Consider the following 12,320-nt stretch of genomic DNA (forward strand, 5'->3'; position numbering starts at 1 on the left):
GCCAGCATCCAGACCCAGCCAGGCACGTCGCCGGCAGCATCCTTGACAGGCTGGATATAGCCGCTGGCGGCGCCGAGATTGCCGATGATGCCGTCGAAGAAGCTGCCGATCAGTGCCGCGATGCCGGTGAAGAACGCGCCGACTTTGGTCAACCAGTTCGTCTTCACCTCCGGCACCTTGTCACGCACGACGTCGGCCCGCGCATCCGCGCGCGCGGCGGGAATGGCCCGCGGCTTGGCCTTCTGCAGGGACAGCAGCAGCTCGTCGTCGATGCCGTCACCCGCCGGCAGGCCATTGTCAGAGCGGAAGGCGCGGATCGCGGCTGCGGTGAAGTCGCCGGCCTTGCCGTCGACGCCGCCGACCTCTGTATAACCGAGATCCTTCAGCTGCTGCTGGACGCGCTCAACCGTTGCCTTGTCGACGGCCGGCACCACCGCGGCGATCGACACCGGCTCAGCCGAAACAGGGTCCGCCGCTGGCGAGAATGGCGTGTCCCTGATCTTTTGCCATTTGGCAAAGGCGGCGGCCATCTTGGTATCGTAGGCATTTTTTTTGTAGCCGGGACCATTCCAAGTCCTGGCGATGACCGGCCAGCGATGCGCGCGCAGATCGTCGTCGATCTTCCACGCGACCAGGAGGCGCACTGTCGCCTCGAGGTGGTTGGCCTCGGATGCCAAGAACGCCGTCACCAACGCCTGCGGTGAAGTGTACCCGGCATCGCGATGGTTCTCGCCGAGAATCTGGGTCAAGCCCCACGAAGCGGCCATCAACGCGATCGTCTCGTCGATTGCCATCGCTTTGACCAGGCGCGGGTAACTGTCCTTGGGATAGGGCTTCATGCCCCATTTCGGATAGGCGAGCCCAGCCTTGACCGCAGCATCCCGTTTCATGCCCTTGCCGAGAAGCCGGTAGAAGACATGCGGTTCGAACAGCATCTTCGGCCGGCCGGCCGCATCGAAGCCGGATCCTGCCGCCTCGACGTCCATGAAGGCATGCAGTTCGTCCTCGCCAACCCCGATCTCGGCACCGATGCGTGGAATGTCTATGTCTTGCAGGCGCACCGCTGCGCCCTTGAACGAAGTGTCCATGGGTTTTCCTTCGGATGTTGATTGACTATGGTCGGCGGCGGGAGGCCCGCGCATGAAATACGACGAACCGCGAGGGGATTGGTTTTCGCTGCCCAAGCCGTGGCTGGAGCTACCTCAGGCGATGCGAGACAGCGTGGTGCAGGCCGCCGGCGAGATCAGAACCTATGATGGCGGGCATCTCGTTCATGTCGACGGATTGTGGGAAGTGATGAAGAGCGGCACTCAGAACGATGCCGACATCATCCTCAACGCGCTGCGTAAGGCGAACTAGCCTTCGTAACTTGCCGAATTGCGATTTCTTTTGGTTGCATGTAAAAGCCCCTTTCGCTCGGGGGAATACAGATGTCTTCGCACCAAAATGCTGCACCGCAGCAGTATCCAACGCTGGACGGCTTACGCTTTCTGGCATTTGCGATGGTGTTCTTTTTTCACTTCTCGGCCGGACCTGACCACCCGACGCTCAGCATGCTTCAGGCGCAAGGCTGGATCGGCGTGGAAGTGTTTTTCACTCTGTCGGCATTCCTGCTTTTCGGCCTCTTCGAAAAAGAGGTAACAAGAACCGGACGGATCAGCATCTCGCTTTTCTACGCGCGAAGGCTTCTGCGCATCTACCCCCTAATGATGCTGTTCGCGATTGCCATGTTGATCCTGTACGGGTCGGCGAACGCCGACGCATACGGCTGGCTCCTGGGCCTTGCCTCGTTCGTCGGAAATTTCATTTACTGGTTTCCGGAACACGCCAAGTCCGTCCCAAACACCGGGCATCTCTGGTCCCTGTCGTACGAGTTCCAGATTTACCTGATCCTGCCCCTGTTATTTCTGGTCTATCGTGCGGTCGGCAAGCGGGCGTTTCTAATGGCGTTGCTTTGCGCGCTACCGATCTGCTTGGTTGGCCGTGCAGCATTTGCACTGAGCGGGATCTCTATCCAGCCGATCTACATGACGCCGTTGCTGAGGCCGGAATCGACCATTGCTGGCCTTCTGATCGCAATGGGCGTGACGAAAAAGCTCCCTATCTGGACGGTCGCTACGGCTTTCGCCTGCAGCGCTATCGGGCTGGTGACCCTTCCTGATCTTCATACCAGCGTAGGCTCAGTAATTGCCTTTGTAACAGCTGGCCTGTTCGCGGGATCACTGTTGCATCTGACTCTCTACGCCAAAAATCTTGGTACAGTCCTACAATGGCGCCCGCTCGCGTACCTTGGCCAGATTTCCTTCGGACTCTATGTCTTCCATCTCTGGGCCTTTGGGCAGGGCATGTCATTGCTGCGAATGACTTCAATCCCGGAGAATTATGGCACTCGCTGCCTGGCAGGCATGGCTTTCTGCATCGCCGTTGCCACCGTGAGCTACTACTGCCTCGAACGGCCAATCCTGCGCCAAAAGCCACGTCAGCAAGCCAGCCCGTCTCTCCCTGGGTCTGTGGTGCCAGCTGAGTAAACACTATATCTGCGCAGCCGCAACGAAGAACGCGTCGACCTGCTCATCATTGAAGCCAAGCGCGGCAAAGCCGGATGCCATCATCGGCTCTGTTCTCACGAACGAATTACTGTTGTCATAGGCGATTTGGACGGCCGGCCCTTTCGCGGCGATGAATGCCTCGACCTGGCCCAAGAGGCCGGACGCAAGAAGCTGGAGCTTAAACTGACGAGCCGAGACCGAGCCCGGGACGCGAACCACGGGACCAGGCAGCCCAAATCCGGCCAATACGTCTGTCAATTCCCCTTCGCTGGCGATTCGCGTGGGAACGACAGCTATGAGATCCGCCACACTGCACCCAGATGACAGTGCATCTTCCGCTGATAGGAATAGGCCCTCGGGCAGAGAATTCACATATGCCCCAGCAGCACTCGACCAGAAGCGGCTTTCGTCGTCGGCAACGATCCAGAAGCGATCAGTTAGCATGGATATCTGCCTCTAGTTGTATAGGCCAAATGGTGTGACGCTGGGGTTTGTACCTGTGCCGGCGGCACTGCCCGGTAGATAGCTCGTTCCGGCGTTGTTGGTGTTGATAGTGCCATTCAACGCAGCATTGTATCTCGACCCTGTGGCGCTTCCTGAAAACGTGTTTACCGGCACATTGATGAAGCCGCCGAACGCATTCGCGAACTGGGTTCCGAAAGCTGGTGTGCCGGTGATCGTGATCGTTTTGCCCACGCAAGCCACGAGGCCATAGGCTTCAGCCCACCAGTGCTTCGATGCCGATCCTGTGATGTTGTAGTTGGCGTTGATCGTTACCGCCGCATCATTGTCTGCAAGGATATGCCCGCCGGCGCACGCTCCAAAATCCATTTTCCCATCAACCGTGATCTGGCCTTTGTTGGTTGCCCACAGGCATTGTCCGGAAGTTGTGGTTTGGAGCTTCAACCCCGAGACCGAAAGCGCAGAGCCTCCCCCGCTCACCGTTATGCAACTGCTGGAGGTCGTGGAAATTATCACGTTGGCAGGGGTGATTGCGTCGCCGACGACGCTTACGAGACCGCCGACGAACGGAGCGTTTACATTGACGCCGGCGGTATAGGTCCCGGCGCCGACTTGGATGGTCACGCCGAAGCCGCCTAGGTCCAAAGTCTTAACGACGTCGATAGCTTTCTGCAGCGTCAGGAATGCGCCACCAGCATTGTTCACAAGGCCTGTATTGCCGTTCGATCCGTCGGTGCGGACGAAGTAAGTTCGGCTTGCCGTCAGCCTCTCTCTTTTTTTCCCGGCCGCGATTTGCAGCAGATCGAGTTGCGTCATGGACAGGTCTTCGGGCGCGCCCGTGCCCGCAGTCGTGCGCCCCTTGACGGTGGCATTGGCCATGTTGGCGAGTTTGACGACGGGAATAGCGGGATTGGTGTTATCGATCGCGATTCCGGTACCGGGCGAGATGCTGCTGACGGGACCGCCCGCAGCCGCATCCGCTACCGGGAACGGCCCTTCCCATGCCGTGCCGGACCATCGGTAGAACGCGAAAGCGATGCCGATCTCGGCATGCAGGAAGAAGAAGCCTTCATCGTCGGACGTCAGGACAATGGCGTCGCGCTCGGCGATCGTGCCTGAGGCGTTGGGGTGAACCCCGACCAGCGACAGCGTCACGAGCACGCGCGACAGCGTGCGATTGAGGTCGACGATGTCGGCGGCGTTCGAATTCTCCAGCGCAATGGCGTAGGCCGCCCCAGCAGCGGTCGCGCCTGGCCAGGCGTAGGCCAGCGTCAGGTGCGTGTCGTCGGTGACGGACAGGATCGGAACGGCCACGCCAAGGCGCGTGAACATGCCGCCTGCGACAAGCCCGAGCGCCCACGCGGTACCGGTGCCGGTGACCACTGCATTGCCGTTCGTCACGGATACCGTGCCGGTGGAATAGATTGATGCCATTTGGATTTGCCCTTTAGTCGGGAACAGCGAGGACGAAGTAGCGGAACACCCAGCCGCTGCCGGCCGTGTCGTTGACGCTGAAGGTGATGGTGTGCGCGGCGGCGTCGTAGACCCACCAGTTGGTGAGCTGGAGCGTTACCCCGAATGCAGAGGACGCCCAGTTGGCGTTGATCAGAATGTCGCCGTCGTTGAAATTGGCGTCGGCGCCGACCTTCTGCAGAGCCGTCAGGATGATGGGCGGATTGTCCAGCGCCGGAACCGCAAGCGTGTAGGTTCGCGCCGGTGTCGAGACGCCCGGTGTCCCTGAGAACAGCATATCCGCCACCTTCCCATAGGCGACCACCGGGCAATAACGATATTCGCTCCACAGCAGGATGTCGGCCGGCACCGGTGGCGAGGCCGCGCCCGGGCGCAGCATCTTGATCTCGCCCTCATCGGTGAACAGGATCTTGCCGGAACCGCCCGTCGTCGGCACCTGCTGGTTCTGGACCATGACATTGTAGAAAACCGTGATCGACACGGCGTTTCCGTTGACGATCGTCAGGTTGTTTCCGGAAATCGAGGCATCGACAAGAAAGGCGCTCGAGGGTGAGGAGAAAGACGCCATGTTGCCGGCCGCCGCCCCGATAATATAGGGGATCGAACCATCCGGCACGTCGACGCCGAGGGCGATCACCTGCGTCTGTCCAGCGGTCAACGTCGTCGATCCCGTGGCGACGATCGTCAGGGGTCTTTGATTCTCATGGACGATGCACTGTGAGGCAATCGCCGTCCTGGCATCGACCGCGCCGCGAGAGATGCGCGCGTAGCCGCGCTTCTCGTCGACCACAAAGAAGCAGTTGCCGACGATGGGCGGTGTCGACAGGGCGGTATAGTCCCGGTCGCAGGGAAAGCGGGTGACGATCGACATGGCGCAATACGGACTGGCCACAGCGCCAAATTGCGAAACCATCTCGTCGGGATGGTTGTTCAGATTGTCATAGGCCGAGGTTGTCCGAATGCCGCTGTTTTGCTTGACCTTGGCCATCGAATTGGGATTGCCGTTGGTCAACGTGTCGTCGCGATAGATCCTGGCCTTGTTGTTCGTCGGATCGATGTAGCGATGCTCGATGATCGGCAGGAAGCCGTAATAGGCGATTGCCCGCGCCGCGTGGCAGAAGACGAAGCCGCCGCTCTCGCATTTGAGAACATAGTTCGACGAGTTGCAGCCGGCCGGATAGTAAGTCGTGACCGTGCGCGGCCAGATGATGATGTCGTCGATGTAGCTGTATTCGGTGTTGCGCGAATTGAAGCGGTGCTTTTCCCAATCCGTGTCCGGCGTCGACAAAGGATCGTAGGACGCATCGGCCATGATCTTGACCATCGGCACGCCGCTGCCGTCGAGCCCGATGAAGCCGCGCGTGCTCATGCGAACAGTTCGATCTTGGCTTCTGTGCCGTTGCCGGTGATCACCAGCTTGCCGTTGGCGGATTGCAGCTCTTCCACGATGGCCGTGCCGATCCGCGCGACCTGCAGCTTCAATTCGCCGCTTGCGAACACCAGGGGCGTGCCGTCGTTGGTTCCGTCAGTGACGACGAACTGATCAGCCTTGATGACAAAGCGCGAGAACGGCGCCAAAGGATTGCCGCCGGTAAAGCCGGCTTCCATGACATAGCCGGCATCGACCCAGACGTCGCCGTTGGTCGCGCGTACCTGCGCTATGAGGCGGGAGGTCACGTCACCGCTTCCGGCGGTGGCAATGAGCTGGAACAGCCCATCCGCCGAAATTAGGCCGACCGATGCTTCGACGGCCGTTGTGGCTGCTGCCAGCGCCACAAGCTCATCGTCGATCTCAGTGATCGACGCCTCGAGCAGCTGCTGCGCCGCGGCGGTGGCATTGCGGAAGCGAACGGCAACCGAGTTGTCCTTGGCAACGCGACCAGCGGCATCTACCGCGGCGGCGGCCAACTGATTGATGCGCTCTATGATGGCGACGCGCGTATCGGCGACAAGCGTGGCGAAGAGATCGTAGATGTCTTCCTGCACCTGACCGAGGCCGACCGACACGGCCGGTACCGTGGCCGCCGGCGTGTCGACGGTTGCCCAATCGGTGAAGAACGTCGTGCGCACCGGGCGCGTGATGATGCGATGGCGGTATTCGTAGGTTGTCGCCGCCAGAACGCCATCGCTGGTGATCAGCACCTGGTCGGGCACATTGGCGCGCTTGACGATGCTGTCGGTCTGACCCTGCGGCCGGTATTCGATGTCGATCGACACGACGGTGATGTCGGTGAACGCATTCCAGGTGAAGCGCAGGCCGGGGATTTTCTCCGCCGAACCGGCGACCTGCTGCGCTACGCCGAAGGCGAGGAAATTGGCGGCTTCGGTCTGATAGTCGGGCGGGCCGGGAAGCTCCGGCACCGGCGGCACGGTCGTGTAATCGGTGCCGTCGAAGATCTCGTCGCCGACTTCCTGCAGCTTCAGGTGGATGTTGCGCGCACCCTTGTCGCCGAGCGGCCCCAGCGTCTTTTCCAGCATCTGGAATTTGCGGGTGCCGAACTCCGCCGAATCCCATTCGCACCAGCGCCCGACCTTGGCATCGGCGAGGAACATTGGATGGATGACGATATCGCCATTGCCCTGGAACCGGCTGGCCTTGAAGGCGATGTCGGCCAGCCGGTCGGCGACCTCCGCCTTGTTGACCCCGCCGTATGGTATGGCCACTGCCAGGCGCTCGCCATCCTCGGCAAGAGCGACCTCGTCGATCCGCACCGCGAACGGCGTCTGCTCGAAGAAGGCGTCAGGATCGCGAAACGTGCCGGCCAGCGTGTTGATCAGTTCCGACTTGGTGCGCTTGGTCGAGAAACGGAAGGTCTCGTCGACCATGATGTCGTCGTCGGTGAAGGTGAGCACCGTCGATTGCGCGGCACCGACGATCGGGAACTCGCCGGAGGCGTCCTCGATCCACGTCGCCGCGCAGGCCTCGAACAGCGGCTGGATGTTCTGGTCGTGGGTCACGCCGGATCCTGCCGCGGCGATGACGCCGGCGGAATAGCGCTTCAGCAGGCCGATGCTTTCGTCGCAGACATTGGCGGCTAGCGTCCAGTCGCCGAGCGGCAGGCGCCCGGCCGGCACGCCCTTGCCGACCATCATTTCCGTGCCGTTGAAGAAGCCGCGCTCCAGTCCGTAAACCATCAGCACCGGGTTTTCGGAAAACTCCCATGTGTCCTGGTCATTCCAGCGATGGGCGCCACCGCCGCCAACGGTGCTGTCCTTGCGCCAATCGTAGAGCGGGGCGCCCTGCACCTCGAAAAAGGCCTCCCACGGCTGCTGCATCTTTTCGCGGTCGAGCTGCATGGTGACGACGGCATAGGCGATGCCGGCGCCACGATGATCCTCGCTCCAGCGGCCGGGCGGATTGGCCTGGTCGATCAGGCCGGCATCGGCCACCTGATCCATGGTGCCGAGATAGACCTTGACCCAGATTTCCCCGTCTATGCCCTGGACGCGGAAACCCTTGACCGGATCCTCGACGCCGCCGAGCGAGCGCCATTCGCCTTCGGCACGCACGCGGGTGACGCCGGTGATGCGGAAGTCGGAAAGCTTGTAGACGTCTTGAATGGACCGGTTTCCCGAGCCATAGGCATTGCGGTAAAGCTTCTGGCCGGCGGTGCCATAGACGCCGAGGCCGACCGTGCGCGCAAGATCCTCGCCATAGACCGTATCGAGCTGGACGGCCTGCGCCTGCGGTTCCTGTTGGCCGAAGATCGCGCCGAGGGCATACTTCGCCGCAAGACCGATGCCGAAGCGGGCGAGGCCGGCAAGGATGGTCGAGCCGCCGAGCCAGGAAGCGAAGCCGCCAAGGCCGACCGCGCTGGCAAGCGGCGCGATGATCGGGATCAGGAACGGCATGCTGTCAGCCGACCTTGAATGCGGATTTGATGGTCATCTGCGAGACGAAAGACAGACCGGACTCTGTTTTCACCGCAAAGCCGAGATCGGTGATGAAGCCTGCGCAGAGCACGCCGTTGCGCTCGACAACGCCGATATCGCCGCGCTGCGCCATCAGCCGGCCGACGGGCGGGAACAGGCTGGCCAACGCCATCTCGACATCGCCGAAGCCGCGCTTGCGCAGGATCCTCGCAGCGCCGGCTTCGGTCTTGTATTTGCCACGGATGTCGGCGGCAGGATCTGTGCCGGTGATCGCCTCGACGGCATCGGCGACGGTCAGCAGGCAGTCGGACACGCCCCACACGCCGGGTGTCGACTTGTGCTGGTTGACCAGACGCGCAAGGCGGCGGTCCCAGTCGGGCAACCGGGTGAGCTTGAGCATGATCAGGATTGCCTCAGTCGAAGGTGATGTCGAAGAACTCGTGCCGCACGGTGCTGGCAAATTCGAAGATGCGGTCGCCGGGCGAAACGAGCTGCTGATCCTGATGGCTGGCGGTGCGATAGCCGTCGCGATGGTTGGCGATGGCGCCGGAGCGCACATTGGCAATCAGCTTCTTTTCGCCATTGTCACGGGAATGGTCGACCGTATCGATGAAGCCGTAAGCGCCGGGCTCTGCATGCAAAAACGAGCGGTCATCGGGATCGAAGTAGAAGTCGAACACCGTCACCGGCGCATCCTTGTAGCCTTCATCCTCGATCAGCAGCAGCTTGTCGGGCGTCAGGCCGGAATCGCGCTTGGCGACCAGTTCGACAGTGAAGGTCGATGCGGCAGTGCCGAGGCCATAGACTGGCTCGGAGACGCTGATCAGCGAATTCGGCCAGTAGACCAGGCCGTCGACGATGATGTTGCCCTTGCCGTTCCAGAAGCCGTACGTGCCGGTCGTGCAGGCGATCTTGATGCCCGAGCGGATGACGGCTCTGCCTTCGGACAGGACGGTCTGCAGGCGGGTCGGAAAGCTCATTTCGGGATCTCGACAAGGGTAAAGGTCGCAACCGGCTTCGGCTCGTCGGGGATCGAGAACGACCCCGGCATGACGCGCATGTTGGCGACCGGGTTCTTGAACGTGATGACGGCGCCGGCCGTGATGTAGGCCGGCACGGCCGGCTCGACGGTGACGGTGATCGCGTTGCCAGCGGCGACGCCGCCGGTCTGGACGCGAAACAGCGCATTGTAGTCGCCTGTCGTCGCCGAGATCAGATCGCCGGCGCCGAGCGTCAGGCCATTTTCGACGCTGTTGATGAGCAGCGAGTTGCCGGTGATCGAGGCCAGGGCGCCGGGATTGGCCAGCGCGGCGGCACCGGCATTGCCCCAATAGGCACGCGGGATGCACATGTGCTTGGGCGTGTAGAGCACCGTTTGCAAGCCGCCGCGGCTGGCATCCTTGAACGCTTCGACCAGGAGCCGTTCCGAAGCCTTCAGCGGCTTGGTGCGCATCTGGATGGTCCAGTAGCTGTCGGCATACTCGACGAACGCCATGGCGCGCGTGCCGGAGCGCGAAACCGAGACCGATTCCACCAGCTGCGGATAGGCATGCTGGAAGCCGACGGCGGGCAGGGCAATCGCCGTCATCGCATCAGCCCCGTCGTCTTGGCCTCACGGATGGCCTTCACCACACGCGGGGTGAATTCCTTTTCGAATTTCTTCAGCGCGGCCGTCACCTGCTCGCCCGAATCGCCCTGACCGCCGTCCTGCATCTGGATGACAGGCGCAAAGCTAAGACTGATTGCTTGGCTGACGCCTGCGCCAGCAATCGACGGCAGCTTCGGAACGCTTGGAAGGATGGTGCCCGACTGGTGGGGCACAAACAGCTCAGGTCGCTTCTCTCCAACGATGTAGGGCTTCCCAGCGGTAACCGGCCCTCCCTTGGCTCGAAGACCGAGGGCGGAGATGATGCCAGGATCACTTCCCCCGCCGCCACCAAGGCCGATGGCGCCCAGAAGGCCGCCGAGCAAGCCGCCGCTGCCGCCGCTGGCGCTGTTCGCCTGCAGGATTGCATCAATCAAATCTTCCTCGATCTTGTCGATGATCTTGTCCAAGGCATTTAGGGCAACATTGGCCAGATCGTCCCAACCGAGCTTTCCGTCATCGAGCGCCGAGCGCAGATCGCCGAACACTCCCTTTAGAACGTCCCTCTGTAGGTCTTGAGCTTCCTGCGCCTTGCGGAGTTTATCGGCTTGGTCAGCATAGGCTTCGGAGACGTCGTCAATCGCCTTGATTTGGCTAGGCGACAATTTCGCATTTTGCCAGTCCTGGTCTCCCTTGCGGCGAGCCTCCTCACGGACCTGCTTCAGGGCCTCTTGTTCGAGGTCCAACGCGACTTTGCGCTTTTCCTGTTCTTTGAACGTGAGACCTAGAGCGCTCTGTTCTTCAAGCAGTGCGGCGGTTCGGTCCTTCACGGACTGAATGTCTTCGTCGAAACGGTCGTCTGCTGTTTTGCGGGTGCTGCCTTTCGTCGGCGTCGGCGTGGCGCCGCTTCCGTTTCCGAAGCCGTTGGGCTTGCCGGCCGCGATCTTGTTTATTTTGGCAACCTGGGCGTCAAGCTTGTCGGCAGCAGCGCCGAAGACATTAAGGCGTTGTTCGGCGTCAGCGATGTCGTATTTGAACGGTGTGAACTCCATGCCCGTGTACTGCTTGAACGTATTGTTCCTTTGAACGGCGGCGTCAAAGTCTGCCTGCGCCGCCTGCTCCGAAGCATGGGCGGCTTCCGCCTGGGTGGCTATCAGTTGCCGCAATGCAGTGATCTGGTCATAGGTCGCGTCGGTCGCGCCCTTCAGCGCTCTCTCATTGGTGGCGATCGCGTCATTTAGGTTTGAGGCCGAGCCTTTTGCGCTGCCCTGGCTTTCATAAAGTAGGAACAGCGCAGCGGCGGCGGCGCCGGCAACGAGACCAAGGGGGCCGAGAGCGGCCGTGAATGTGCCTGCAACGAGTGTTCCGGCGCGCATGGCGGTGAGGAAGGCTCCCAAGGCAACGACCGCGTTGCCAAGCCCAGCCACCATCCCGAGGATCGCGCGACCCGTCAAAGCTCCAATAATGATTGTCGCGAGCTCGACAACGACGTCGGCAACGCCCTTGAAGTTTGTGGCGAGATATTGAAGCGCGGCAACAAGGTCTCGGCTGGCGCCGGCGGAAGCATCCGCGTTTCCGATATAGGCTAGGAATTCATTGTTCACCTGGCCGATGGCGTCGGCGATCGTCGCGTTCGTGACCTTGAACTGCGCCTCGATCGGCTTCTGTGCAGCTAGGATCGCATGGAAAATCCGGTCCGAAGTGATCTTACCTTCCGCGCCAAGAGCCTTCAGCCCGCCGACTGTCGTCTTGAACTCTGTGGCAATCGCTTGCGCTAAGATCGGTGCGTTCTCACGCAGAGACCGCAGCTCGTCACCCTGCAGAACGCCGGAACCCAGCGCCTGACCAAGCTGTAGAATGCCGGCCGCTTGCTCGTTCGCCGACGCTCCACCAGCCTTGAAGGCCTTGGACACGATGTTCGTGACATCGGCGATCTCCTGCTCTGACTTGGCAACACCAGACGCCGAGCGGATAAGCTTCGCGTAAAGGTCGACGTAAGTCTCGAGATCGGTGCGCGCGTCGTTGGCCCCGGCCTTCAGTTCATTGAGCGATCGTGCCGAGACGCCAGCCGATGTTGCTGCGGCGCGGATCTTGTTCCCTGCCGCCGTCCATGCGTCCGCATATTGAGCAATCTCCCTAACGCCAAGTGCAGTGCCGATGCCGGACAGCGGCGCCAGAAGACCTTGGGCAGCGCTCTTCCCGATGCTGTTCAGACGGCTGTCAAATTGACGGGCGCGCCGTTCGATAGCATTAAATTGCGAATTGCTGATCCCGTTCGCGCGGGCGAGGCCCTTTTCGAAGGCCTTGAAATCGGCCGAAAGCTGGACAACCAGCTTTTCGAGGTCAGTTGCTGGCATAGAAGTGGCCAGCTTCTTGGG

11 protein-coding genes are annotated in these 12,320 nt (G+C 61.4%); 2 read left to right on the forward strand and 9 right to left on the reverse strand.

Annotated features, from left to right (window positions below; translation table 11 throughout):
* The coding region (locus tag EN906_RS00575; RefSeq protein WP_127375048.1) for an N-acetylmuramidase domain-containing protein at nt 1-1,088 on the reverse strand (1,088 nt) is incomplete at its 3' end.
* Nucleotides 1,089-1,140: 52 nt separating this feature from the next.
* On the opposite strand from EN906_RS00575, the gene EN906_RS00580 reads away from it, so the two are divergent.
* Nucleotides 1,141-1,359 carry a hypothetical protein gene (locus EN906_RS00580; RefSeq protein WP_127266600.1) on the forward strand — a complete coding sequence of 73 codons (219 nt, stop codon included), beginning with the start codon at nt 1,141-1,143 and terminating at the stop codon, nt 1,357-1,359.
* Between the two features lie 71 nt (nt 1,360-1,430).
* Nucleotides 1,431-2,528, forward strand: a complete 1,098-nt coding sequence (locus EN906_RS00585) for an acyltransferase (protein ID WP_127266601.1) — start codon at nt 1,431-1,433, stop codon at nt 2,526-2,528.
* A gap of 3 nt (nt 2,529-2,531) precedes the next feature.
* Here the strand turns inward: EN906_RS00585 and EN906_RS37960 are convergent, their stop codons facing one another.
* Genes EN906_RS37960 through EN906_RS00625 form a run of 8 tightly spaced genes read right to left on the reverse strand, consistent with a single transcriptional unit; the run spans nt 2,532 to nt 12,299 of the window.
* Nucleotides 2,532-2,993, reverse strand: coding sequence for a hypothetical protein (locus tag EN906_RS37960; RefSeq protein ID WP_236383320.1), 462 nt, complete (start codon nt 2,991-2,993; stop codon nt 2,532-2,534).
* Nucleotides 2,994-3,005: 12 nt separating this feature from the next.
* On the reverse strand, nt 3,006-4,445 hold the full coding sequence (locus tag EN906_RS00595) for a hypothetical protein (protein WP_127266602.1): 1,440 nt from the start codon (nt 4,443-4,445) through the stop codon (nt 3,006-3,008).
* A 13-nt stretch (nt 4,446-4,458) separates the two neighbouring features.
* Entirely contained in the window at nt 4,459-5,853 is a 1,395-nt protein-coding gene (locus EN906_RS00600; RefSeq protein ID WP_127269933.1) for a hypothetical protein, read from the reverse strand.
* Nucleotides 5,850-8,336 (reverse strand): hypothetical protein, encoded by a 2,487-nt coding sequence (locus EN906_RS00605; protein WP_127266604.1) that lies wholly within the window; start codon nt 8,334-8,336, stop codon nt 5,850-5,852. The genes EN906_RS00600 and EN906_RS00605 overlap by 4 nt, the downstream gene beginning before the upstream one ends.
* Before the next feature lie 4 nt (nt 8,337-8,340).
* Nucleotides 8,341-8,757 carry a hypothetical protein gene (locus EN906_RS00610; RefSeq protein WP_236383319.1) on the reverse strand — a complete coding sequence of 139 codons (417 nt, stop codon included), beginning with the start codon at nt 8,755-8,757 and terminating at the stop codon, nt 8,341-8,343.
* Between the two features lie 13 nt (nt 8,758-8,770).
* A complete protein-coding gene (locus EN906_RS00615; RefSeq protein WP_127266605.1) occupies nt 8,771-9,337 on the reverse strand; it encodes a DUF2163 domain-containing protein in 567 nt (188 codons plus the stop codon).
* Complete coding sequence (locus EN906_RS00620; RefSeq protein WP_127266606.1) at nt 9,334-9,945, reverse strand: hypothetical protein; 612 nt, start codon at nt 9,943-9,945, stop codon at nt 9,334-9,336. The genes EN906_RS00615 and EN906_RS00620 overlap by 4 nt, the downstream gene beginning before the upstream one ends.
* Nucleotides 9,942-12,299, reverse strand: coding sequence for a tape measure protein (locus EN906_RS00625; protein ID WP_127266607.1), 2,358 nt, complete (start codon nt 12,297-12,299; stop codon nt 9,942-9,944). The genes EN906_RS00620 and EN906_RS00625 overlap by 4 nt, the downstream gene beginning before the upstream one ends.
* Between the last annotated feature and the right edge of the window lie 21 nt (nt 12,300-12,320).

Source organism: Mesorhizobium sp. M7A.F.Ca.CA.004.06.1.1 (assembly GCF_003999135.1).
Classification (GTDB): Bacteria; Pseudomonadota; Alphaproteobacteria; order Rhizobiales; family Rhizobiaceae; genus Mesorhizobium.

Bases quoted from the DNA above. Each gene is read 5' to 3' on its own strand.
- EN906_RS00595 (WP_127266602.1), bottom strand. From the start codon at position 4,445: ATGGCATCAATCTATTCCACCGGCACGGTATCCGTGACGAACGGCAAT.
- EN906_RS37960 (WP_236383320.1), bottom strand. From the start codon at position 2,993: ATGCTAACTGATCGCTTCTGGATCGTTGCCGACGACGAAAGCCGCTTC.
- EN906_RS00615 (WP_127266605.1), bottom strand. From the start codon at position 9,337: ATGAGCTTTCCGACCCGCCTGCAGACCGTCCTGTCCGAAGGCAGAGCC.
- EN906_RS00620 (WP_127266606.1), bottom strand. From the start codon at position 9,945: ATGACGGCGATTGCCCTGCCCGCCGTCGGCTTCCAGCATGCCTATCCG.
- EN906_RS00625 (WP_127266607.1), bottom strand. From the start codon at position 12,299: ATGCCAGCAACTGACCTCGAAAAGCTGGTTGTCCAGCTTTCGGCCGAT.
- EN906_RS00580 (WP_127266600.1), top strand. From the start codon at position 1,141: ATGAAATACGACGAACCGCGAGGGGATTGGTTTTCGCTGCCCAAGCCG.
- EN906_RS00585 (WP_127266601.1), top strand. From the start codon at position 1,431: ATGTCTTCGCACCAAAATGCTGCACCGCAGCAGTATCCAACGCTGGAC.
- EN906_RS00610 (WP_236383319.1), bottom strand. From the start codon at position 8,757: ATGCTCAAGCTCACCCGGTTGCCCGACTGGGACCGCCGCCTTGCGCGT.
- EN906_RS00600 (WP_127269933.1), bottom strand. From the start codon at position 5,853: ATGAGCACGCGCGGCTTCATCGGGCTCGACGGCAGCGGCGTGCCGATG.
- EN906_RS00605 (WP_127266604.1), bottom strand. From the start codon at position 8,336: ATGCCGTTCCTGATCCCGATCATCGCGCCGCTTGCCAGCGCGGTCGGC.